A 21,908-nucleotide genomic window follows, 5' to 3' on the forward strand; every position below is an offset into this window, starting at 1 on the left:
AACCCGGATTGGTGCGGATGGGGAGACTCGAACTCCCAAGCCGAAGCACTGGCTTCTAAGACCAGCGTGTCTACCAATTCCACCACATCCGCAATTTGCACGACTTGACGCAAGCTACACGCCGCGCAGGCTGTCACCTGCGCCACCCTGATTCTAACAACTCGGGGGCAATCTGGCTACCGTGGACTTGCCGGGCAAGTCCGCCGTAAAGCAAAGGCGGCATTCTACTGGATTTCCCAGAGGAATGCCGCCTTTTTTATATCAGCTGGCTAACACTGATCGTCAAGCACCATCCTTGTCCAGCACCACCGGCTTCCTGACCCGGAACCAGGCCGCATACAGGGCCGGCAGGAACAGCAGGGTCAGGGCCGTCGCCAGTATCAGTCCGCCCATGATGGCGACTGCCATCGGCCCCCAGAAAACGGAGCGCGAGAGGGGAATCATGGCCAGCGCGGCGGCGGCGGCCGTCAGCACGATGGGACGGCAGCGCCGCACGGCCGAGTCGATGATGGCATCCCATGGGGCCGAACCATCGTTGATGTCTTGCTCGATCTGGTCGACGAGGATCACCGAGTTGCGGATGATCATGCCGAACAGCGCGATGATGCCCAGGTTGGCCACGAAGCCCAGCGGACGGTGCAGCAGCAGCAAGGCAAACGCGGCGCCGGCCACGCCCAGCGGCCCCGTCAGGAATACCAGCAGGGAGCGCGAGAAACTGTGCAGCTGCAGCATCAGCAGGGTGAAGATGATGAAGATGGCCAGCGGCAGGTTGGTCGCGATCGACGCTTCCGCTTCGCCGCTGTCGGCAGCCACGCCCTTCACGGTGATGCGGTAGCCGGCCGGCAGCTTGACGCGCAAGGCGTCCAGTTGCGGCGCGAGCTGCGTCGAGACAGTGGCGCCCTGGATGCCGTCGATCACGTCCGATTGCACGGTAATGGCCCATTCACGCTTGTCGCGCCAGACCACACCCGGCTCCCAGACGAAATGCGCGCGGGCCAGTTGCGAGATGGGCACGGACTTGCCCGTTGCGGTCGGGATATTCGTGTCGTTCAGCACGGAAATCGTCGCCCGCTCTTCCAGAGGCTGGCGCACCTGGATATCGATCAGCTTGTTGTCTTCGCGGAACTGGCCGATGACGGTGCCCGACAAAATCGTATTGGCCGCCTGCATCACCGTTTTCGAGGTGACGCCCAGCGCGCGCATCTTGTCCTGGTCCAGGTCCAGGCGCAGCACTTTCACCGATTCATTCCAGTTGTCATTGACGCCCAGGGTGTTCGGATTGCCGCGCATGATGTCCTTGACCTGGTCGGCAATGGCGCGCACACCCGTCACTTCCGGACCAGTCACGCGAAATTGCACGGGATACGGCACGGGCGGCCCGTTCGGCAGCAGTTTTACCCTGCCCCGCACTTCCGGGAAATCCTTCTTGAAGACATCGACGATTTGCTGGCGCAGGCGTTCGCGGTCAGCCAGGCTCTTCGGCAAGACCACCACTTGCGAGACGTTGGTCTGCGGGAAGATCTGGTCCAGCGGCAGGTAGAAACGGGGACTCCCGGTGCCGACGTAGCTGGTGACGCTGTCCACGCCGTCGAGCTTGCTGACGAAGGCTTCGAATTTCTTCACCTGTTTCTCGTTCGCGACAAAGGTCGTGCCTTCGGGCGACCACAGTTCCACCATTAGTTCGGGACGGCTGGAATCGGGAAAGAATTGCTTTTCGATAAAGTTAAAGCCATAAATACCCAGCGCAAAGATGGCCAGGGTGGCGGCAATCGTCGTCTTGCGCCACTCCACGCACCAGGTGACGGCGCGGCGGAAGCGGCGGAAGTTCGGCGTATCGAACAATTCATGGTCGTTATGCGCGTGCGGCTTGACCTTCAACAAGACATAACCGATGTAGGGCGTGAAGACGACGGCCACCACCCACGAGATGATCAGGGCCAGCGCATTGACGGAGAACAAGGAAAACGTATATTCGCCGGCGGCCGACTTGGCCAGGCCGATGGGCAGGAAGCCCGCCACCGTGATCAGGGTGCCCGTCAGCATGGGCATGGCCGTCGAGGTGTAGGCGAAGGTGGCCGCGTCGAAACGCGACATGCCCTCTTCCATCTTGCGCACCATCATTTCGACGGCGATGATGGCGTCATCGACCAGCAAGCCCAGCGCGATGATCAGGGCGCCCAGCGAGATCTTGTGCAAGTCGATGTCAAGCAGGCGCATGAACAGGAAGGTGACTGCCAGCACCAGGGGGATGGTCAGCGCCACCACCAGGCCGGGACGCACGTCGATGCGCAGCGGCTTCGTGTGCAAGCCCAGCGCGACAAAGCTGACGGCCAGCACGATCAGAATGGCTTCGACCAGGGTATGCACGAACTCGCCCACGGAAGCGGACACGGCTTCCGGCTGGTTCGACACGCGCTGCAGCTCTATGCCCACGGGCAACTCGCTCTTCATGCGCGTCACCGTCGCTTGCAAGGCCTTGCCCATGTCGATGATGTTGCCGCCCTTTTCCATCGACACGCCCAGGCCGATCACTTCCTTGCCATTGAAGCGCATCTTGTCCTTCGGCGGATCGAGAAATTCGCGTTTCACAGTGGCAAAGTCGCCGAGGCGGAAAGTGGTGCCATTGGCGCGCAGTTCCAGGTTTTCCAGGTCTTTGACGGTCAGTATGGCGCCCGTCACGCGCACTTGCAGATTGTCTGTGGGCGTCACCAGCACGCCCGTGGCGTTAATGCCGTTCTGTTCGGACAATTGCTGCACGATGGCGTCGAAGGGTATGCCCATCTGGGCAAATTTCTTGTGCGAAAAGATGATATTGATCTTTTCATCTTGCACGCCGAACAGTTCCACCTTCGATACCTGCCCCACGGCAAGCAATTCCTGGCGCACCTTGTCGGCATAGTCTTTCATTTCCGCATAGGTAAAACCGTCGCCCGACAGGGCGAAGATGGAGCCATAGGTGTCGCCGAACTCGTCATTGAAGAAGGGGCCCACCACGCCGGACGGCAAGGTGCCCTTGATATCGCCGATCTTCTTGCGCACCTGGTACCAGGCGGCCGCCGTTTCCTTGGGCGGCGCCGATTCGCGCAGTTCCAGCAAGATCAGGGTTTCGCCCGGCTTCGAATAACTGGTAATTTCATTGATATACGGCGTTTCCTGCAGCTTCTTTTCCAGCTTGTCCGTCACCTGCTCGGCCATCTGCAGCGCCGTGGCGCCCGGCCAGTACGCTTGCAGCACCATGGCGCGGAAGGTGAACGGAGGATCTTCATCCTGGCCCAGGCTGGCATAGCTGAGCATGCCGCCGATCAGCAGCACGGCCATCAGGTAGCGCGTCAATGGTATGTGTTCGAGCGCCCAGCGCGACAGATTGAAGCCGCCCTTCATTTGACGGCCCCCATACTGACGGCGGCGGGCTTGCTGGCCAGCTCGGCGCCGAGAATGCTCACTTTCTGGCCCGGCTTGAGCAAGTTGACGCCGGCCGTGACCACGGTCTGCCCCGCTGTCACGCCCGAGGTCAGCAGCAACTCATTGCCCGCCACGCCACCCACTGTCACCGGCACGAGCTTCACGGCGCCGTTTTCCACCACCCATACAGAGCTTTGCGATTTTTCATTGAACAGAGCCGTCAACGGTACCTTGATCTGCGGCGTAGCCGTCTGCGAGGCGAACTGAACCACAGCCGTCATGCCCAGGCGTGCCTGCGGCGCGTCCGGGATGCTGACCTTGGCAATATAGGTGCGCGTGGCGGCATCGGCCACGGGCGACACGATACGGATCTTGCCCGGGAGCGCCTGTTTCGGGTCGGCCCACAGGCGCACCACCACATTCTTGACGCCGCGCAAGGTTTCAACCTTGTCTTCAGGAATGCCGATCACGACTTCCTTCTCGCCGCTTCTGGCCACTTGCACGACAGGCGCACCGGGCGCCACCACCTGCCCCACTTCGGCCTCGATGCGCGTGACGACGCCATCGACGTCCGCCAGCAAGCTGGCGTAGCCGGACTGGTTCGCCTGGCCCCGGTACAGCGCCTGGGCAGCTTCCACGTTTGCCTGCGCCGCCTTGTAAGTGGCATTCTTGCCATCGAGCACGGCCTGGCTGACGAAATTCTTCTCGCGCAAATCCTGGTAGCGCTTCAGTTCCACGCGGGCCAGGTCGCGGCTGGTTTCCGCGCTGAGCAGCGAGGCCTTGGCCTGCGCCTGCGACAGTTGCAAGTCGACCGGATCGAGCTGCATCAGTACTTGCCCCTTCTTGACGAAGGCGCCAACCTCGACCTTGCGCGTGACGATCTTGCCGCCCACGCGGAAACCCAGCTGCGACTCGACGCGCGGCACGACCTCGCCCGCCAGCTCGGCACTCACGTCAACATTGCTGCTAGCGAGCACGATTGCGCGCACGGGGCGCACATCGTCCACTTTGACGGCAGGCTTGGAACAGGCCGCCAGGCTCAGCGCCAGGGCAGCGGCGGCGATCAGCCGCAGGGCGGGCATTGCAGGTGCGCCGGTCTCGCGGCGCAGGGTTTTCAGGGCAAACAAGGTATTTTCCTTTACTATGCGGGCTGTTGGATTTTTGCGTGAGGAAACTTTTCGCTAGTGCACGGGGGCTAGCGAAATTTTTTCGCACGCGATATCCTTAAATTTGTGACAATATCAGTTGCATCACCGGAGGCACGCCTGGCCTCTTACTGACTTTCTGGTTATTAATTATAATCGTGCGCAAAAGTTTTTAGTGACTTTTGCGTCATTAATCTCGAGATTAAAAAACTGCAAGACTAAAGAAGCGTGTTCAATGCCTGTAGACCATTACGAAAATTTTCCTGTTGCATCATTTTTACTGCCGCGCCGCCTGGTGCCCGCCGTCGAAGCCATCTATGCCTTCGCCCGCAGCGCCGACGACCTGGCCGATGAGGGTGACGCCACGCCGGCCGAACGCCTTGCTGCCCTGCACGCCTACGAAATGGCGCTGGGCCGTATCGAGCGCCAGGAAGGCCATGCTGGCGAGAACGCCGCCATGTTCGAACGCCTGGCCGCCGTCATCGCCAAATTCCAGTTGCCGCTCAAGCCGTTCTACGATCTGTTGTCAGCCTTCAAACAGGATGTGGAAACGACGCGCTACGCCAGCTATGACGAGGTGCTCGACTACTGCGCCCGTTCCGCCAACCCCGTGGGACTGCTGATGCTGCACCTGTATGGCGCGGCCGATGAACAGAATGTACGCGATTCCGATGCGATATGTTCAGCTTTGCAACTAATTAATTTCCTGCAAGACGTCGCCATCGACCAGCAAAAAGAGCGCATCTACCTGCCGATGGAAGACTTGAGCCGCTTTGCCGTCTCCGCCGCCGCCTTCGAGCGGCCCGAGGCGCATGGCAAGTGGAGCGCCCTGATGCGCTTCGAAGTGGCCCGCGCGCGTGCGCTGATGCTGTCCGGCGCGCCGCTGGCCCTGCGTTTGCGCGGTCGCATCGGCTGGGAGCTGCGACTGGTGGTGCAAGGGGGCTTGCGCATCCTCGAAGCCATCGAAGCGGTCAATTACGACGTGTTCCGGCGCCGTCCCAAGCTGGAGAAACGCGACTGGCTGATCATTTTCTGGCGCGCCCTGCGCATGTCGCGCAAAAGCCTGCATCAAGAGACACAAGTAAAAACGGCTTTTCCCCCGTCAGCCACTCTGTAAGACGATAGAATAGCGGCTTCGATCTGCAACCCTTGCTCTTTTGACTATGTCTCCCGACGAATACTGCCAACAAAAGGCCGCCCAGAGCGGCTCCAGCTTCTATTACAGCTTCCTGTTCCTGCCCGCCGAACGCCGCAAGGCCATCACGGCCCTGTACGCCTTCTGCCGCGAAGTCGATGACACGGTCGATGAATGCACGGACGAAGCCGTGGCACGCACCAAGCTGGTCTGGTGGCGCAAGGAAGTCAAGGCCATGTACGAAGGCAACCCCACGCATCCGGTGATGCGTGCGCTGCAGCCGCATCTGGACGTGTATAAGCTGGAAGAAAAGCATTTGCAGGCCATCATCGACGGCATGGAAATGGACTTGAATCAGACCCGCTACCTCGATTACCAGGCCATGAGCCGCTATTGCTGGCACGTGGCCAGCGTGGTGGGCATCTTGTCGGCCAGCATCTTTGGCGCGACCCGCCCGGAAACCCTGCTGTATGCGGAAAAACTGGGCCATGCCTTCCAGCTGACCAACATCATCCGCGACGTGGGCGAAGATGCGCGCAAGGGGCGTATTTACCTGCCGATCAGTGAATTACAGCAATTCAATGTGACGGCGGCCGACCTGCTGAACGCGCGCCACAGCGAAAACTTTGAAAACCTCATGCGCTTCCAGGTGGCGCGCGCGCAAAAGGCGTATGACGAAGCGTTCGCCCTGCTGCCGCCTGAAGACCGCCGCGCCCAGCGCCCGGGCCTGATCATGGCGGCCATCTACCGTACCCTGCTCAATGAAGTCGAGCGCGACGGCTACCACGTGCTGAAGCAGCGCATCTCGCTCACGCCGATCCGCAAGCTGTGGCTGGCGTGGAAGACGTGGGTTCGTGGCTGAGCAGGCCGTGAAGCAAGGCTTTGCCGTCATCGGCGCCGGCTGGGCCGGCTGCGCGGCGGCCATGGAACTGGCGCGCGCCGGACATGCCGTCACCGTCTACGAGGCGGCGCGCACCCTGGGTGGCCGCGCGCGCCGCGTCGAGAGAGAAAACACTGTCCTCGACAACGGTCAGCATATCTTGCTGGGCGCCTACACGGAAACCTTGCGCCTGATCAAACTGGCTGGGCAAGACCCAAAAGAGCTGATCCTCACCCTGCCCCTGCAAATGCGCTATCCGGCTGGCTCAGATGGCATGGATTTCATCGCCCCGCGCCTGCCCGCACCGCTGCATCTGGCATGGGCCCTGCTGCGCGCGCAAGGTTTGCAGGGCGCCGACAAGCTGGCACTAATGCGTTTTTCCACGGCCATGCGAACGATGGGCTGGCAGTTGTACAACGATTGCACGGTCAGCGAATTGCTGCAGCGCTTCGACCAGACAGAGCGCCTGAACCGGCTGATGTGGCACCCGCTCTGCCTGGCCGCGCTCAATACCCCGCCCGAACGGGCCTCGGCCCGGGTCTTCCTCAATGTGCTGCGCGACAGCCTGGGGGCGAGCCGGCGCCGCGCCTCCGACATGCTGATTCCAAAGACGGACTTGAGCACCCTGTTGCCTGACGCGGCCGCCCGCTACGTCGCGCAGCATGGCGGCGCAGTGCGCACGGGCGCCAAGGTGGCCGCCTTGCAAATTTTGCCTGATGGCCGCTGGCAACTCGACGGTGATGCGCACTATGATGGCGTCATCGTGGCAACCTCATCCGTTCAGGCGGCCAGCCTGCTGCAAGGCGTGCACGATGCGCGCCTCGACAAGGCCATTAGCCAAATGCAAGCCTTTACGCCGGAAGCCATCAGCACCTGCTATCTGCAATACGACGCCTCGCTGCGCCTGGACTTGCCGTTCTACGCGCTCGTCGATGCGCCGCAGCAGCGGCACTGGGGACAGTTTGTCTTCGACCGGGGCCAGCTCGACGCCAGCCAGGCGGGCTTGCTGGCCGTCGTCATCAGCGCCTCCGGCCCTGCCGCGGAGCAAGGGCATGCTGCGCTGGCGCACGCCATCGCGGCGCAGCTGGCGCAGGTGCTGCAGCGCCCGGCACTGGCGCAGCCTGTCTGGACCCAGCTGATCACGGAAAAGCGCGCCACCTTTGCCTGCACGCCGGACCTGGCGCGCCCCGGCAACGCCAGCGGCATGCCGGGCTTGCTGTTGGCCGGCGACTACACGGCCAATGACGAGCGCACGCAAGACTATCCGGCCACCATCGAGGCAGCCGTGCGCAGCGGTCTGGCGGCAGCCAGGATGGTCCACACAGGCCAGGCGGCAAAGCAGAGGTGACGCCGCATCCCGCCCTGGTGTCGCTCGCCCCCGCGAAATTGCATTCTGTCGCACCGCGCTGGTGCGCCCGCCCGCGCTTGGGTAGAGTCTGATCATCGACAACGGCCATGCCACGGGGAATACCATGCACACCACCTTGCACTTGAAAAACAGCTTGAAAGCCGTGGCGCTGCTGGCTTGTGTGGCGCTGGCCACCCTGATCGTCATTCACGGACAGCAAACGCCACAAGCGCCATTGCTGCTGAGCCAGGCAAGCATGCTGCTGCCGGCGCTGGGCTAAGCGACGCGCAGGAACAGGAAGAATATGATGAACAAGCAAGATTATCTCGACGCGCTGCGGCGCGCGCTGGCAGGCTTGCCACCGGACCTGGTGGCCAAGACGCTCGATTACTACGAACAGACCTTCATCGAAGGGGCGGCGGCCGGCCGCAGCGAACACGAGATCGCCGATGACCTGGGCGAGCCGAAAAAGATCGCACTGACCTTGCGCAGCAGCACACACCGCCAGGCTTTCGAACAGAAAAAAACCCCCGTCAACCTGCTGCGCCTGCTCGTCTCGCTGGTGGGCCTGGCCATCTTCAACCTGTTCATGGTGGTGCCTGCCGCCGTCTACGCGGCCCTGCTGGCCGCCCTGTATGCCGTCGGCCTGAGCTTTTACCTGGCTGGCATCGCCATCACGGCCAGCGGCCTGTCCGGCGCCAACGAACTGGTGCTCGATGGCCCGCTGCGCCATGTCTTCATCCATGACGATGACGGCGGCGAAGGCGGCGAGCGGCGCGAGACGCGCATCACCATCGGCGACACGGGCATCGAAATCGACCACGTGCCGGGTCCCTCGCAGCGTGAAGCGGCCGAAGCCGAGGCACCGGGCGCGTCTTCGCGCATGATGGAACGGGCCGAAGCGTTGGCCGGTGGCGGCATCCGTATCTCCACCGACATGGACCGCGATGCGCGCACCACGCAAACCGTCTTCGGCGTGGGCATGCTGCTCGGCGGCATCGCCATCTTCTTGCTCAGCCTGGTGGTCACGCGCTATACCCTGATCGGCATCAGGCGCTACGTCGCCATGAATGTCTCCCTGCTCAAAGGTCACTAGAAAGGCTGCCATGAAACGCTTATTCAAAGTTGGCCTGTCCATGCTCTTGCTGGCAATGGTCCTGATCGCCATGTCGTATGCGGCGCTGCGCGCCAAGGGAATCAGCAATCCCAGCAGCGCTGCCGGCCGCGCCGTGCGCAGCGACACGCGCCCGATTTCCGCCAATATCAACAGCATCGACCTGGCCGGCCCCATCGACCTGGTGCTGCGCCGTGGCGCCACGCCATCGCTGAAGGTGAGCGGCGAACAGCGTTTGCTGTCGAACGTTGACACCACGCAAGACGGCACGACCCTGCATATCGGCCCGAAAGGCATGCTGTTCCACCATCGCCAGCCGCTGCGCGTGGAACTGGTGCTGCCATCGCTCGTGCGCCTGGAAGTGCACGGCAATGGGGACAGCAAGATCACGGGATTTTCCGGCGACAGTTTCATCCTGGAATTGACGGGTTCGGGCGACGTCAGCTTCACGGGGCGCTATAAGCAAGTACAAGCGACAGTCAACGGCAGCGGCGACCTCGACATCAATGGCGGCAACAGTGACAGCGTGGTGCTGGAAATGGTGGGTTCCGGACGCCTCGCCGCCAGCGGCAACACGAAATTCCTGCGTGCCGACCTGAGCGGATCAGGCGATATCGATGCCGAGCACCTGGCCGCAGACAAGGCCAGCGTCAGCCTGCAAGGCTCGGGCCAGAGCACCGTCTTCGTGCGCGACGCCGCCAACCTGAGCTTGCGCGGCAGCGGCGACATCCACGTCCATGGCAACCCGCGCCAGCGCGATGCGCAAAAGAGTGGCTCCGGCGAAATTACTTGGCATTAACTTTATCTTCCAGCCACGCCACGGCCTGCTCGCCAGCCGCCTTGCCTTGCGCCAGGCAGGCCGTCAGCAGGTAGCCGCCAGTGGGCGCTTCCCAGTCCAGCATTTCGCCGGCCACGAACACGCCAGGCATGGCGCACAGCATGCTGCCTTTGACACCGTCGAATTGCACGCCGCCGGCGCTGCTGATGGCTTCATCGATAGGACGCGGGCGCTGCAAGGTGACGGGCAACAACTTGATGGCGCGCGCCAGTGTGGCCTCGTCGGCAAAGTCGGCCGCACCCAGGCACTCGCGCAGCAAGCCCGATTTCACGCCTTTGATGCCTAGCCGGCTTTGCAGGTGGCTGGACATGGAACGGGCGCCACGCGGGCGCGTCACTTCCTCGAATACCCGTTCATGGCTGTGGTCGGGCGCCAGGTCCAGCCAGATGGTCGTGCTGCCGTCGCGCGCAATCTGCTCGCGCAGCGCGGCCGACAACGCATAAATCAGGCCGCCCTCGATGCCGCCCTGGGTGATGACGCACTGGCCCTGGCGCTTGACCGTCAAGCCATCGAGGTCATGCGCCGTGATGGCCAGCGTGGCCAGGTGCTCGCCCGCGTAGCGGCTGCTGAAATGCTCGCTCCAGTCCACGTCGAAACCGCAATTGGCCGGCGCCAGCGCCGCCACGGCAACGCCCTGCCCTTGCAGCAGCGGCACCCAGGCGCCGTCCGAACCCAGGCGCGCCCAGCTGCCGCCGCCGAGCGCCAGGATCACGGCGTCGAAGCAGCGCAGGCGTTCGCCGTCCGGCGTGGCGAAGGCCAGTTGGCCGTCTTGCCAGCCCGTCCAGCGGTGGCGCATATGAAATTGCACGCCCGCTTCGCGCAAGCGGTGCAGCCAGGCGCGCAGCAAAGGCGCGGCCTTCATGTCGGTCGGGAAGACGCGGTTCGAGGAGCCGACGAAGGTGTCCACGCCCAGGCCATGCACCCAGTCGCGCACCTTTTGCGGGCCGAACTGGTCCAGCGCCGGCTTCAGGCGGCTGGCCTGCCTGGCGTAGCGCGAGACAAAGGCCTGATAGCCTTCCGCGTGCGTGATATTCATGCCGCCGCGCCCGGCCAGCAGGAATTTGCGGCCGACGGACGGCATGGCGTCAAACAGTTCCACCTGCGCCCCCTGGTCGGCCGCCGCCTGGGCGGCCATCAGGCCGGCGGGGCCGCCGCCGATGACGGCGATGTGAAAGGCAGGAAGGCTGGAATGGGTCATGGCAAGCTGGGAAGGCGGTGAAAACCCCGGCATTTTAGTCGAGATAAGGCCCGGGAATGGCAAGAATGTCGAAAAATGATGCATACTGCGCTGATATGCTGCTGCGACCAGCGGCTTGACTTCAGCAGACAACGAGACGACAAGAGGAGAGACACATGGGCGCAGGATTCTGGATTTCCCGCTATTTGCTGGCCAGTTCGATTTTATTCATCATCCTGACGGTGGTCGAATACAGCAAGGGCACCACCAGCCAGGCCGATATCCTCAGCGCGCTGGCCTGGTCGCTGGTGGCCTCGGCCATCTTCATCGGCTCGAAGTACTGGCGCTACAGGAAAGCCATCGCCTGCGCCACCTGCAGCGGGGACAAGGCAAAAGCCAAGTCGCCATAAGAACATGGCCGCGTCAGCGGCCATGTTCTTATGTCGGCATTCTCAGCCGCCCGTCACGGGCGGGAAGAATGCCACTTCATCGCCGTCCGCGATCACGGTGTCGGCATCGCACATCACCTGCTGATGCGCCATGCGCAATGCACGCCCCTGTGCCAGCGCATATTCCCAGTTGCCGCCACGGGCGATCAGCAAAGCGCGCACCTCACCGACCGTGCGCAAAGGCTCGCTCACTTCCAGCACTTCCTGGCCCGTGCCCAGCAGTTCGCGCACGCTGGCAAAAAAACGCAGATTGATCTTCATCGATACTTCCTCAGTACAGCAATTCGTTAAACGGGATAAAGCGCAGCATGTCGCCGCGCGCAATCGACAAGCCCGGCGGGCAGTCGATCAAGCCGTCGCCCCACACGGTGGAGGTCAGCACGCCCGAACTCTGGTTGGTGTACAGTTCCAGTTCGCCCTCCTCATTGACCCTGGCGCGTAAAAACTCGTTGCGCTTGTCCGCCTTCAGGCGCTCAAACGCGGCGGGCAGCTTGTAGCTGCGCGGCGCCAGATTGCCCGCCACGCCCTGCAGGCGCAGGATGAACGGGCGTACGAACAGCAAGAAGGTAACGAAGCTGGAGACGGGATTGCCGGGTAAGCCGATAAAGAAGGCCTGATTGACTTCGCCAAACGCCAGCGGTTTGCCCGGCTTGACGGCAATCTGCCACATGTTCAAGCGTCCTTCCGCTTCCACGGCCGGCTTGATATGGTCTTCCTCTCCCACGGACACGCCGCCCGAGGTGATGATCAAGTCATTGCCCTTGGCCGCCTGGCGCAGCACGGCGCGCGTGGCCTCAAGGCTGTCGGGCACGATGCCCAGGTCCGTGATCTCGCAACCCAAATTTTCCAGCAATCCCCGCAAGGTAAAACGGTTCGAGTTGTAGACGGCGCCCGGTGCCAACGGCTCACCGGGCATGGCCAGTTCGTCGCCTGTAAAAAAGACAGCCACGCGCAGCTTGCGCAGCACGGGCAATTGCGCCAGGCCGACGGAGGCGGCCAGGCCCATTTCCTGGCTGCGCAGGCGCCGGCCGGCGTCCAGGATCTGGCCGCCGGCGCGGATATCCTCGCCCTGGCGGCGCACCCATTCGCCCGCATGCGGCACGTGATTGACCGTCACCACGCCGTCAAGCACGCTGCACTGCTCCTGCATCACCACGCAATCGGCGCCGTCCGGGATCAGGGCGCCCGTAAAGATGCGCGCCGCCGTCCCCGGCTGCAAGGGCTGGCCCACGTGGCCGGCCGCGATGCGCTGTGACACGGGCAAGCTGGCCGCGCCGCTGGCGCAGTCACTGGCGCGCACGGCATAACCATCCATCTGCGTGTTGTCGCGCTCGGGCACGTTCAGGGTTGATGTCTGCGCGGCCGCCAGCACGCGGCCGTTGGCGCGCAGCGTGTCGACCAGCTCCACGTCGACCACCGGGCGCGCCGCGCCCAGCATGAAGGCTTGCGCCTCGGCCACCGACAGCATCGGTTTGCGTACAGTGCTGGCGTCTGTCATCACAGTCCCGTATTGGCGGCGATATACGCCTTCATTTTCCCGACATCGGCATCCATCACGACGAACTTTTGCGGCAAGTCTTCGATATGCTCGAAGCCGTCTGGCCGTTCCGCGTCCACGCCCAGCGCTTCCAGGATGGTTTCGTTGAACTTGGCCGCCAGCGCGGTTTCCAGCACGATCATCGGCACATTGGGCTCCAGGTGCTCGCGCGCCACCTTGATGCCGTCGGCCGTATGCGTGTCGATGGTGATGCCGTAGTCATCGGCCACGTCGCGGATGGTGTCGAGGCGGTCCTGATGCGTGGACTTGCCAGACTTGAAGCCGTACTTGGCCACCAGCTTGAATTCATCGCCATCGCTGCCAGGCTTGCCGGACAGGTCGAAGCCGCCGTGGGTTTCCACTTTCGTGAACAAAGCGCGCACGCGCTCGCTGTCGCGGCCCACCAGGTCGTAGACGAAGCGCTCGAAATTCGACGCTTTCGAAATATCCATCGACGGACTGCTGGTGTGATACGTTTCGGCCGACTTGCGCACGCGGTACACGCCCGTGCGGAAAAATTCGTCGAGCACGTCGTTTTCATTCGTCGCCGCCACCAGTTTCGAGATCGGCAGCCCCATCATGCGGGCGATATGGCCGGCGCAGATATTGCCAAAATTGCCAGACGGCACCGTGAACGACACTTTTTGCTCGTTGCTGGTGGTGGCCGCCAGATAGCCGCGGAAGTAGTACACCACCTGCGCCACGACTCTAGCCCAGTTAATCGAGTTGACGGTGCCGATCTTCTGTTGCGCCTTGAACGGCAAGTCGTTCGAGACGGCTTTCACCATGTCCTGGCAATCGTCGAACACGCCTTCGACGGCGATGTTGTAGATATTCTGGTCTTGCAGGCTGAACATCTGCGCCGATTGGAAGGCGCTCATTTTCTTGTGCGGCGACAACATGAAGACGCGGATGCCCTTCTTGCCGCGCATCGCGTATTCGGCCGCGCTGCCCGTGTCGCCCGACGTGGCGCCAAAGATATTGAGTTCGGCGTCGTGCTTGGTCAAGGTGTATTCGAACAGGTTGCCCAGCAGTTGCATGGCCATGTCCTTGAAGGCCAGGGTCGGACCGTTCGACAGCGCTTGCAACATCAGGGTGGTCTGGCCGCCCTTGACGACGTTTTCTTCGAGCACGCGCAGCGGCGTGATGTCGGCTGCGTTTTCGCCGGCGCGGGCATTCTTGTAGACTGCATTGGTATAGGTTTTCGCCGTCAGTGCCTTCAGGTCCGCTTGCGGGATATCGCTAGCGAACTTCTTCAGGATTTCGAATGCCAGGTCGGCATACGACAATGTGCGCCAGGCATTGAGCTCGGCACCAGTGACTTGCGGGTAATGTTCTGGGAGATACAGTCCGCCATCGGGGGCCAGGCCGCCCAGGAGGATGTCGGAGAATTGCTGCTGATTCGATGGCGCTTTATCAGCGCGGGTAGACACGTAGTGCATAAATTTGAAGAGTCCAGTTGAGCTGAGTGCGGTTGATCATGAATGGCAGCGGATATTATAGTGCCAGCCGCTCCCCAAGGCGAATCGCATGCGTACGCAGCCGCCCTGGCGGGCGCGCCTGTTGTCAAACGGCAGCGTCCGGCAAAGGCAAAACCGTTGTGATTTGGAAATTTTTTATGGCGAGATCAAGGCCCCACATAAAGATGGGGCCGCATACTGGCGCGTGCGCCTGATTTGCGCCACACTGGTGTTTGTCGGCCCGCTCCGGGCCTTTCATGGAACCGGCCATGTCGCTGAGTAAAAAACCGTATTTGCAAAGCGCCGCGCTGCGCCCCGACGCCGTCGTCGACCTGGACCACTATCCCTTCACCATCCCCGCCATCCGCGACTTCGTGCAGATGGACTTCCACCGCGACGTGACGTTTTTCGTGGGCGAGAATGGCAGCGGCAAGTCGACCATGCTCGAAGCACTGGCCGTGGGACTGGGCTTCGGCAAGGATGGTGGCACGCGCAACGTGCGCATCGCCCTGCCCTCGGACGAGGAATCGGGCTTGCACGCACACTTGCGTCTGAGCAAGAGCTATAAAAAACCCGAGGACAGCTATTTTTTGCGCGCCGAGAGCTTTTTCAATGTCGCCACCTATATGGACGACATGCCCGAATACCTGGGCAGCTATGGCGGCAAGTCGCTGCACGCGCAATCGCACGGCGAAGCATTCATGGCCACCCTGATCAACAAGCTGCGGGGCAAGGGACTGTATCTGCTGGACGAGCCCGAGGCGGCGCTGTCGCCCAGCCGCCAGATGGCGGCACTATCCGTGATCCACCAGCTGGTGCAAGACGACTCGCAGCTGATCATCGCCACCCATTCGCCGATATTGCTGGCCTACCCGAACGCGAAAATCTTCATGTTTACGGGCGGCGGCATCCACGAAGTGGCGTATGAAGACACGGAGCACTACGCCGTGACGCGCGATTTCCTGAATAACTACCCGAGAAGGCTGGAACAGTTGTTTGAGGAGGAGTGAGAGTGCAATAAGACGCAGCGGAAATCTGGGGTCAGACCCGGCGGGTCTGACCCCGGCACTTAGCAAGCGGCGTGGTTGACGGTGATCACATGCACGGCCAGGCCACCCAAGGACGTTTCCTTGTATTTGTCCTGCATGTCCGCGCCCGTCTGGCGCATGGTTTCGATGACTTCGTCGAGGCTGACGAAATGCGTGCCGTCGCCCTTCAGCGCCAGCGAGGCGGCCGTAATCGCCTTCACGGCGCCCATGCCATTACGCTCGATGCAGGGAATCTGCACCAGGCCGCCGATGGGGTCGCACGTCATGCCTAGATGGTGTTCGATGCCGATTTCGGCCGCGTTCTCGATCTGTTCATTCGTGCCGCCCAGGGCCGCCACCAGGCCGGCCGCCGCCATGGCGCACGCCACGCCCACCTCGCCCTGGCAACCCACTTCGGCGCCCGAGATCGAAGCATTGCGCTTGCACAACATGCCGATCGCGGCTGCCGTCAGCATGAAGCGGCGCACGCCGCCTACCGGGTCGCTGGGGCGGCAATCCTGCGCGTAGTAGCGCAGTACGGCCGGGATGATGCCGGCGGCGCCGTTGGTCGGCGCCGTCACCACGCGCCCGCCGGCCGCGTTTTCTTCATTGACGGCCATCGCGTACAGGCTGACCAGGTGCACGGCGTCGTGCGGCAAGTCGTTGGCGCGGTTGTCCGACGCCTTTGCCTCCTGCGCCAAACGCCATAAATTGGCGGCGCGGCGCTTCACGTTCAAGCCACCCGGCAAGTTACCCGTCGTTTCCAGGCCGTGCGCGATGCAGTCGCGCATGACGTACCAGATGCGGTCCAGGCCCGCGTTCAATTCATCTTCGCTGCGCTTGACGCACTCGTTTGCGCGCAGCATTTCCGGGATCGACAGGCCGCTCTCCACGCCATGCGCCAGCAACTGCTCCATAGTGTCGAAGGGGAAGACGACGCCAGCGCTGGCGGCCGATTCCACTGCCGCTTCCGCCTGGGCCGCAGTTTGCACTTCTTCCGCTTCACGGATAAAACCGCCGCCTATCGAGTAATACACCTTGTCAAAGCGGCTGCCATCGGCCAGTTTCAGGGTGAAGCGCATGCCGTTAGGGTGTTCGGGCAGGGACTCGCTCTTGTGCCAGATCAAGCCCTTGGCAGCCGTGAATGGCACCACGTGCGTGCCCAGCAAAGCAATCTCTCCGGCAGCCTCGATGGCGGCCAGCTTGCTGTCGACTGCATCGGGCGCCACGTCCTGCGGCGTTTCGCCCATCAAGCCCAGAATGACGGCCTTGTCCGTAGCGTGGCCCACGCCCGTCAGCGCCAGCGAGCCATACAGAGCCGCCTCGACGCCCACTACCTGGTCCAGCGGACCGTATTCGACCAGAAAACGCCGTGCCGCCACCATCGGCCCCACGGTGTGGGAACTCGATGGCCCGATGCCGATCTTGAACAGGTCAAATACGCTCATATCCATGTAGTGTCTCTTTATATTGGTTTATTTTTGATCGTGCCGTGCGGATGTCACGCCGCTTGCGCAGCCTGGCCTACATCGACGTTTGCCAGCATGTCGGTCACCATCTGCTCGACGCCGATCTGCGCCTTCCAGCCCCAGTCGGCGCTGGCCTTGCTGTCGTCCAGGCTTTGCGGCCAGCTGTCGGCGATGGCCTGGCGGCTGTCCGGCTTGTAGCTGATCTTGAAGTCCGGCACCATGTGCACGATGGCTTTGGCCAGCTGCTCAGGGTTGAACGACACGCCGGCCACGTTGTAGGACGAGCGGATCTTGATGCTCGCCGCAGGCGCGTCCATCAGTTCGATGGTGGCGCGGATCGCGTCGGGCATGTAGATCATCGGCAAGGTGGTGTTCGCGTCGAGGAAGCAGTCATAGCGTTCGCCGCGCAAGGCCGCATGGAAGATGGCGATGGCGTAATCGGTAGTGCCGCCGCCCGGAGGCGATTTGTAGCTGATGATGCCAGGGTAGCGGATGCTGCGCACGTCCACGCCATACTTGTTGAAGTAATACTCGCACAGGCGCTCGCCGGCCAGCTTGCTGATGCCGTACATCGAGGTCGGGTCCATCACCGTCATTTGCGGCGTGTTCACTTGCGGCGTGTTCGGGCCGAAGGCGGCGATCGACGATGGCCAGAAGATACGCAGCGGTTTACCCGCTACACCCCGTTCGCGCGCCAGTTCCAGGATATTGAGCAGGCCATCCATGTTCAGGCTCCACGCCTTCAATGGCGCCGCCTCGCCCGTGGCCGACAGCATGGCCGCCAGTTGGTACACCTGGGTGATGTTTTCGTCGGCAATAATCTTTGCCAGGCCGTCCTTGTCCAGCACATTGAGCTGGGCATAGCGCTTGGCCTGGTACAGATTATTCGTGCCGATATCGCTGGCGATGACATTGTCCGCGCCGTGCTGCAGCGCCAGCGCGCCCACCAACTCACTACCGATTTGGCCGTTTGCGCCGATGACTAAGATGCGTTCCATGCTATTTTCCCGAATTCTTGTTAATTAGTAGTAGTGGTCGCGGCCAGCAGCCCGAGTTCCTTGCCCGCCTGCTCGAAGGCGGCCAGCACTTGCACCAGCTGTTCGCGGGTGTGGGCGGCGGACAGCTGCACGCGCACACGGGCCTGGCCCATCGGCACGACCGGATAGAAGAAGCCCGTCACCAGCACGCCCAACTCATACAGGCGGGCGGCAAACTTCTGCGCCACGGGAGCGTCGAACAGCATCACGGGAACCACCGGATGGGTGCCCGGCTTGATGGTAAAGCCGATGCGCTCGATCTCGCTGCGGAAGAAAGCCGTGTTTTCATGCAGGCGGTCGCGCAGTTCCGTCGACTTGGCCAGGCGTTCCAATACCGACAGCGAAGCGCCGGCAATCGATGGCGCCAAGGTGTTCGAGAACAGATAAGGGCGCGATTTCTGGCGCAGGGTGTCGATGACTTCCTTGCGCGCCGAGGTGAAGCCGCCCATGGCGCCGCCCAGGGCCTTGCCCAGGGTGCCCGTGATGATGTCGATGCGGCCCATCACATTGTGGTGTTCATGCGTGCCGCGGCCTGTCGCGCCCATGAAGCCGGAAGCGTGGCATTCGTCGATCATCACCAGCGCGCCGTACTGCTCGGCCAGGTCGCAGATCTTGTCGAGTTGCGCAATCGTGCCATCCATCGAGAAGACGCCGTCCGTGACGATGACTTTATGGCGCTTGCCGGCGGCAATCGCCGCTTTCAGCTGCACTTCCAGGTCGGCCATGTCGTTGTGGGCGTAGCGGTAGCGGCCGGCCTTGCACAGGCGGATGCCGTCGATGATGGAGGCGTGGTTCAGCGCGTCCGAGATGATGGCGTCGTTTTCATCGAACAGGGGCTCGAACACGCCGCCGTTGGCGTCGAATGCGGCCGCGTACAAAATCGTGTCCTCGGTGCCGAGAAAGGCGGAGAGGGCTTGTTCCAGTTCCTTGTGTACGGTTTGCGTGCCGCAGATGAAGCGCACGGACGACAGGCCGTAGCCGTATTTTTGCGTGGCGGCAATGGACGCTTCCTGCGTCTGCAGGTCGCCGGACAGGCCCAGGTAGTTGTTCGCACACATATTGATCAGGGTACGGCCATCGTCGCACACCACTTCGGCGCCCTGGCGCGAGGCGATCACGCGCTCGGGCTTGTACAAGCCCTGCTCGCGCAGTTGATCGAGATTCTGTTGCAGACCGCTGAAAAAGGTGTTCTTCGCTTGCTCGCTCATGATGATCCTTGTGTGTCCCTGTTGTATGTGTGGTATCCGGGTGACCTCAGCTGCCATAGGGGAAAGGGGCCGCTTGACCGGCGCGCGCAGTATGCTGTACCGTGAAGCGCTGTTTGAAGTCTACACGTTTCCGTGTTTCCCCTCAAAATCCACTATTTCGAACTGAAATTCAATATAGTGGATATTACCCAAGCCTATTGAACTTTGCAAGCCACCTGCCGATGAAAACCAGCGTTTCGACCAATTCCCCCCCTGAAGTGGGTGCCACCCTGCAACGGCTGCGCCTGGCGCGCGGTCTGACACTGGAGGATTTGTCGCGCATCGCGGGCGTCTCGAAGTCCATGCTGTCGCAAATCGAGCGCGAAAAGGCCAATCCCACCATCGCCATCACCTGGCGCCTGGCCAACGCCCTGGGCGTGCAGATCGGCGAACTGCTGTCCAGCGCGGAAAAAACCGTGGAAACCATCCGCATCACGGACGCCCACGAAACCCCCACCCTGCCCGGCGACCATGCGGGCTACGTGCTGCGCATCCTGGGACCGATGGAGCTGGCGGGCAAATATGAATGGTATGAAGTGACACTGGCGCCGGGCGGCGAACTGGCGTCGCAGCCGCACGACCCGGGCACCACCGAGCATTTGACGGTGATCCACGGCAACCTGGAGCTGGAAGTGGGCATAGCGAAGAAAAAGGTCAAGAATGGCGGCACGGCGCGCTATCCGGCGGACCAGCCGCATACGATACGCAATCTGGGCAAGACGGAAGGCAAGGCTTTATTGGTGGTGATCCATAGATAGTTGCTTTTCAGCGGTGTGCAATAAGCGCTTTCGCCCATGCTAAGATTTTGGATTAGACAAGATTTTCACTGTCTTTCATGGAGCCTTAGCAATGACGATTTCCGAAAGCACCACCCTCTTCCACAAAAAAAAGGTCGTCCAGTACGATCCTGATATTGCGCTGCAATCCGGGCAGGATATCGTCTACCGCCTCTCGCTCGAGTATGACGACAAGCGCAAGATGCCGGACCTGATCACCGGCTTCCTGGAAAAAACCGACAAGAACACACTCGAAGCGCTGATCATCGGCATGTGGGGCGACCCATACGAATCGGGCGCCGACGAAGTGATGGCCGCGCTGATCGCCCATGCGCCACAGCTGCCCAACTTGCGCGCCCTGTTCATCGGCGACATGACGTACGAAGAGTGTGAAATCTCGTGGATCGTGCAAGGCAGCTACAAGCCCCTGCTGGACGCCTTCCCGCAACTGCAGGAATTGCGCATCCGTGGCGGCAATGAGCTCGTCATCGAACCGTTCGCCCACCAGCACCTGCGTCGCTTCACCATCGAAGCGGGCGGCCTCGATCAAAAGATCGCCGAGGCGCTGGCGCAATCGAGCATGCCGCAGCTGGAACACCTGGAACTGTGGCTGGGCACGGACGAATATGGCTTTTCGGGCGACGTCGACCTGTATCGCAAGGTGCTGGCGCAGCTGACCGTACCGACCCTGCGCTACCTGGGCTTGCGCGACGCGGAAATCGCCGACGACCTGGCCGTCTGGCTGGCGGAAGAACCGCTGGTGGCGCAACTCGACACCCTCGACCTGTCGCTGGGCACCATCGGCGACCTGGGCGCCGTGGCCGTGCTCAATCACAAGCAGTTGGGCAAATTGAAGCGCCTGGACCTGTCGCACCACTACATCTCCGAGGAAAACCAGGCGAAACTGAAGGCGCTGCCCTTCGAGGTGGTGCTGGACGATCCGCAGGAAGCCGATGAAGACGATGGCGAAAGCTACCGCTACGTGGCCGTCGGCGAATAGCCGTGGTCGAATAAGCGGAGCACTATCCTTTGCACTCGCCTCTCACCCTGCTGGCAACACAGGGCAGCAAGCGCGTGCGCCTGATGCAGGCGGCGCGCGCGCAACTGCGCCTGCCGCCTGCGCAAGTGCTGGAGTGGCGCGACTGGCTGCGCCAACCAGCCTTGCTGGGAGAAGCCTTGCGCCAACCCGGCCTGTTGAAGATCGAGCCGCCCGGCGACGATCCCGCCGCCCACCTGCTATTGCTGCAGGCCGGCTGCCGGCTGCTGGACCGGCCGCCGGTCGCTGCGCCCGCGCATGGCGAGCTGCTGGCCATGGATGCCTGGTTTGCCGGTTTTACGGCTGCCATGGCATCCCTCGCGCTGCAACTAGCCGAGCTGCCGCAAACACGCGTCTTCAATGCGCCTGCCGAGATCAGCCTCATGACGGACAAGCTGGCTTGCCAGCGCCATCTGGCCGCGCACGGCGTGCCCATACCTGGCCTGCTTGGGCCCGTGCAAAGCTACGCGCATCTGCAAGCGCTGCTGCACGAGCACCAGCTCGACCGCGTATACCTGAAACCGCGCTACGGCTCGTCCGCCTCGGGTGTCGTGGCCTACCGCAGGAACAAGGCGGGCCGCCAGCAAGCCACCACCTCGGCCGCCTTGCAGCATCGGGACGGCGCGGCGCGTCTGTTCAATGTCAAGCGCATGGCGCGCTACGAGAAGCAGCACGACATCGCCGCCCTCGTCGATGCGCTGGCCGCCCAGGAGCTGTACGCGGAAGCATGGCTGAACAAGCCGCGCTGCGGCGACAGCCACTATGACCTGCGCGTGGTGACCGTGGCAGGCCAGCCCGCGCACCGGGTGGCGCGCATCGGCGACCAGATG

Annotated in this window: 21 protein-coding genes and 1 tRNA gene; 12 read left to right on the forward strand and 10 right to left on the reverse strand. The window is 62.4% G+C overall.

The features are described from left to right. Window positions 1-9: 9 nt before the first annotated feature. From K0F85_RS26375 to K0F85_RS26385, 3 genes are all read right to left on the reverse strand, one after another. Window positions 10-92 (reverse strand) — tRNA-Leu (locus K0F85_RS26375). Between the two features lie 190 nt (window positions 93-282). Beyond that, a complete protein-coding gene (locus K0F85_RS26380; RefSeq protein WP_219118808.1) occupies window positions 283-3,381 on the reverse strand; it encodes an efflux RND transporter permease subunit in 3,099 nt (1,032 codons plus the stop codon). After that, window positions 3,378-4,529: an efflux RND transporter periplasmic adaptor subunit gene (locus K0F85_RS26385; protein WP_257638179.1), complete on the reverse strand. Its 1,152-nt coding sequence runs from the start codon at window positions 4,527-4,529 to the stop codon at window positions 3,378-3,380. The genes K0F85_RS26380 and K0F85_RS26385 overlap by 4 nt, the downstream gene beginning before the upstream one ends. Window positions 4,530-4,782: 253 nt before the next feature. On the opposite strand from K0F85_RS26385, the gene hpnC reads away from it, so the two are divergent. The 6 genes from hpnC (at window position 4,783) to K0F85_RS26415 (ending at window position 9,823) form a co-directional block, all read left to right on the forward strand. Beyond that, window positions 4,783-5,664 (forward strand): squalene synthase HpnC, encoded by an 882-nt coding sequence (hpnC, locus tag K0F85_RS26390; RefSeq protein ID WP_219118809.1) that lies wholly within the window; start codon window positions 4,783-4,785, stop codon window positions 5,662-5,664. Window positions 5,665-5,710: 46 nt separating this feature from the next. Next, a complete protein-coding gene (gene hpnD, locus K0F85_RS26395; RefSeq protein WP_219118830.1) occupies window positions 5,711-6,544 on the forward strand; it encodes a presqualene diphosphate synthase HpnD in 834 nt (277 codons plus the stop codon). Next, window positions 6,537-7,910 carry a hydroxysqualene dehydroxylase HpnE gene (gene hpnE / locus K0F85_RS26400; protein ID WP_219118810.1) on the forward strand — a complete coding sequence of 458 codons (1,374 nt, stop codon included), beginning with the start codon at window positions 6,537-6,539 and terminating at the stop codon, window positions 7,908-7,910. Before hpnD ends, hpnE begins: the two co-directional genes overlap by 8 nt. 124 nt (window positions 7,911-8,034) lie before the next feature. After that, window positions 8,035-8,190, forward strand: a complete 156-nt coding sequence (locus tag K0F85_RS26405) for a hypothetical protein (protein WP_219118811.1) — start codon at window positions 8,035-8,037, stop codon at window positions 8,188-8,190. A gap of 24 nt (window positions 8,191-8,214) precedes the next feature. After that, window positions 8,215-9,006, forward strand: coding sequence for a DUF1700 domain-containing protein (locus tag K0F85_RS26410; RefSeq protein WP_257638180.1), 792 nt, complete (start codon window positions 8,215-8,217; stop codon window positions 9,004-9,006). 10 nt (window positions 9,007-9,016) lie between these two features. Then, entirely contained in the window at window positions 9,017-9,823 is an 807-nt protein-coding gene (locus K0F85_RS26415) for a head GIN domain-containing protein (RefSeq protein WP_219118812.1), read from the forward strand. Here the strand turns inward: K0F85_RS26415 and K0F85_RS26420 are convergent. After that, the gene (locus tag K0F85_RS26420; RefSeq protein ID WP_219118813.1) at window positions 9,810-11,060 is read right to left on the reverse strand and encodes a TIGR03862 family flavoprotein; all 1,251 of its coding nucleotides are present in this window, start codon (window positions 11,058-11,060) and stop codon (window positions 9,810-9,812) included. The two genes, K0F85_RS26415 and K0F85_RS26420, sit on opposite strands and share 14 nt — an antisense overlap. A gap of 155 nt (window positions 11,061-11,215) precedes the next feature. Here K0F85_RS26420 and K0F85_RS26425 point away from each other — a divergent pair, with 155 nt between their 5' ends. Further along, window positions 11,216-11,449, forward strand: coding sequence for a hypothetical protein (locus tag K0F85_RS26425; RefSeq protein WP_219118814.1), 234 nt, complete (start codon window positions 11,216-11,218; stop codon window positions 11,447-11,449). A 42-nt stretch (window positions 11,450-11,491) separates the two neighbouring features. Here the strand turns inward: K0F85_RS26425 and moaD are convergent, their stop codons facing one another. Genes moaD through thrC form a run of 3 tightly spaced genes read right to left on the reverse strand, consistent with a single transcriptional unit; the run spans window position 11,492 to window position 14,467 of the window. Next, window positions 11,492-11,749: a molybdopterin converting factor subunit 1 gene (moaD, locus tag K0F85_RS26430; RefSeq protein WP_219118815.1), complete on the reverse strand. Its 258-nt coding sequence runs from the start codon at window positions 11,747-11,749 to the stop codon at window positions 11,492-11,494. A 10-nt stretch (window positions 11,750-11,759) separates the two neighbouring features. After that, window positions 11,760-12,986: a gephyrin-like molybdotransferase Glp gene (gene glp, locus K0F85_RS26435; protein WP_219118816.1), complete on the reverse strand. Its 1,227-nt coding sequence runs from the start codon at window positions 12,984-12,986 to the stop codon at window positions 11,760-11,762. Further along, the gene (gene thrC, locus K0F85_RS26440) at window positions 12,986-14,467 is read right to left on the reverse strand and encodes a threonine synthase (protein WP_219118817.1); all 1,482 of its coding nucleotides are present in this window, start codon (window positions 14,465-14,467) and stop codon (window positions 12,986-12,988) included. The genes glp and thrC overlap by 1 nt, the downstream gene beginning before the upstream one ends. A gap of 88 nt (window positions 14,468-14,555) precedes the next feature. Here thrC and K0F85_RS26445 point away from each other — a divergent pair, with 88 nt between their 5' ends. After that, a complete protein-coding gene (locus K0F85_RS26445) occupies window positions 14,556-14,768 on the forward strand; it encodes a hypothetical protein (RefSeq protein WP_219118818.1) in 213 nt (70 codons plus the stop codon). Beyond that, a complete protein-coding gene (locus tag K0F85_RS26450) occupies window positions 14,755-15,495 on the forward strand; it encodes an AAA family ATPase (RefSeq protein WP_219118819.1) in 741 nt (246 codons plus the stop codon). The genes K0F85_RS26445 and K0F85_RS26450 overlap by 14 nt, the downstream gene beginning before the upstream one ends. A 59-nt stretch (window positions 15,496-15,554) precedes the next feature. Here the strand turns inward: K0F85_RS26450 and K0F85_RS26455 are convergent, their stop codons facing one another. Genes K0F85_RS26455 through kbl form a run of 3 tightly spaced genes read right to left on the reverse strand, consistent with a single transcriptional unit; the run spans window position 15,555 to window position 19,227 of the window. After that, window positions 15,555-16,967: an L-serine ammonia-lyase gene (locus K0F85_RS26455; protein ID WP_219118820.1), complete on the reverse strand. Its 1,413-nt coding sequence runs from the start codon at window positions 16,965-16,967 to the stop codon at window positions 15,555-15,557. Window positions 16,968-17,014: 47 nt separating this feature from the next. Further along, on the reverse strand, window positions 17,015-17,980 hold the full coding sequence (locus K0F85_RS26460; RefSeq protein WP_219118821.1) for an NAD-dependent epimerase/dehydratase family protein: 966 nt from the start codon (window positions 17,978-17,980) through the stop codon (window positions 17,015-17,017). Window positions 17,981-18,000: 20 nt separating this feature from the next. Beyond that, window positions 18,001-19,227, reverse strand: a complete 1,227-nt coding sequence (kbl, locus tag K0F85_RS26465) for a glycine C-acetyltransferase (RefSeq protein WP_219118822.1) — start codon at window positions 19,225-19,227, stop codon at window positions 18,001-18,003. Between the two features lie 221 nt (window positions 19,228-19,448). Here kbl and K0F85_RS26470 point away from each other — a divergent pair, with 221 nt between their 5' ends. The 3 genes from K0F85_RS26470 to K0F85_RS26480 all read left to right on the forward strand — a co-directional run. After that, on the forward strand, window positions 19,449-20,024 hold the full coding sequence (locus K0F85_RS26470) for a helix-turn-helix domain-containing protein (protein WP_219118823.1): 576 nt from the start codon (window positions 19,449-19,451) through the stop codon (window positions 20,022-20,024). 91 nt (window positions 20,025-20,115) lie between these two features. After that, window positions 20,116-21,042, forward strand: coding sequence for an STM4015 family protein (locus K0F85_RS26475; RefSeq protein WP_219118824.1), 927 nt, complete (start codon window positions 20,116-20,118; stop codon window positions 21,040-21,042). 29 nt (window positions 21,043-21,071) lie between these two features. Next, window positions 21,072-21,908: STM4014 family protein (locus K0F85_RS26480; RefSeq protein ID WP_219118825.1), on the forward strand; the 837-nt coding region annotated here is incomplete at its 3' end.

The sequence above is a fragment of the Janthinobacterium sp. UMAB-56 genome, from assembly GCF_900095265.1.
Lineage (GTDB): Bacteria > Pseudomonadota > Gammaproteobacteria > Burkholderiales > Burkholderiaceae_D > Janthinobacterium.

Excerpts from the sequence above, each read along its gene's own strand:
- K0F85_RS26380 (WP_219118808.1), bottom strand. The coding sequence starts at position 3,381 with ATGAAGGGCGGCTTCAATCTGTCGCGCTGGGCGCTCGAACACATACCA.
- hpnC (WP_219118809.1), top strand. The coding sequence starts at position 4,783 with ATGCCTGTAGACCATTACGAAAATTTTCCTGTTGCATCATTTTTACTG.
- hpnD (WP_219118830.1), top strand. The coding sequence starts at position 5,711 with ATGTCTCCCGACGAATACTGCCAACAAAAGGCCGCCCAGAGCGGCTCC.
- K0F85_RS26405 (WP_219118811.1), top strand. The coding sequence starts at position 8,035 with ATGCACACCACCTTGCACTTGAAAAACAGCTTGAAAGCCGTGGCGCTG.
- K0F85_RS26410 (WP_257638180.1), top strand. The coding sequence starts at position 8,215 with ATGATGAACAAGCAAGATTATCTCGACGCGCTGCGGCGCGCGCTGGCA.
- K0F85_RS26415 (WP_219118812.1), top strand. The coding sequence starts at position 9,017 with ATGAAACGCTTATTCAAAGTTGGCCTGTCCATGCTCTTGCTGGCAATG.
- K0F85_RS26420 (WP_219118813.1), bottom strand. The coding sequence starts at position 11,060 with ATGACCCATTCCAGCCTTCCTGCCTTTCACATCGCCGTCATCGGCGGC.
- K0F85_RS26425 (WP_219118814.1), top strand. The coding sequence starts at position 11,216 with ATGGGCGCAGGATTCTGGATTTCCCGCTATTTGCTGGCCAGTTCGATT.
- moaD (WP_219118815.1), bottom strand. The coding sequence starts at position 11,749 with ATGAAGATCAATCTGCGTTTTTTTGCCAGCGTGCGCGAACTGCTGGGC.
- glp (WP_219118816.1), bottom strand. The coding sequence starts at position 12,986 with ATGACAGACGCCAGCACTGTACGCAAACCGATGCTGTCGGTGGCCGAG.
- thrC (WP_219118817.1), bottom strand. The coding sequence starts at position 14,467 with ATGCACTACGTGTCTACCCGCGCTGATAAAGCGCCATCGAATCAGCAG.
- K0F85_RS26445 (WP_219118818.1), top strand. The coding sequence starts at position 14,556 with ATGCGTACGCAGCCGCCCTGGCGGGCGCGCCTGTTGTCAAACGGCAGC.
- K0F85_RS26450 (WP_219118819.1), top strand. The coding sequence starts at position 14,755 with ATGTCGCTGAGTAAAAAACCGTATTTGCAAAGCGCCGCGCTGCGCCCC.
- K0F85_RS26455 (WP_219118820.1), bottom strand. The coding sequence starts at position 16,967 with ATGGATATGAGCGTATTTGACCTGTTCAAGATCGGCATCGGGCCATCG.
- K0F85_RS26460 (WP_219118821.1), bottom strand. The coding sequence starts at position 17,980 with ATGGAACGCATCTTAGTCATCGGCGCAAACGGCCAAATCGGTAGTGAG.
- kbl (WP_219118822.1), bottom strand. The coding sequence starts at position 19,227 with ATGAGCGAGCAAGCGAAGAACACCTTTTTCAGCGGTCTGCAACAGAAT.
- K0F85_RS26470 (WP_219118823.1), top strand. The coding sequence starts at position 19,449 with ATGAAAACCAGCGTTTCGACCAATTCCCCCCCTGAAGTGGGTGCCACC.
- K0F85_RS26475 (WP_219118824.1), top strand. The coding sequence starts at position 20,116 with ATGACGATTTCCGAAAGCACCACCCTCTTCCACAAAAAAAAGGTCGTC.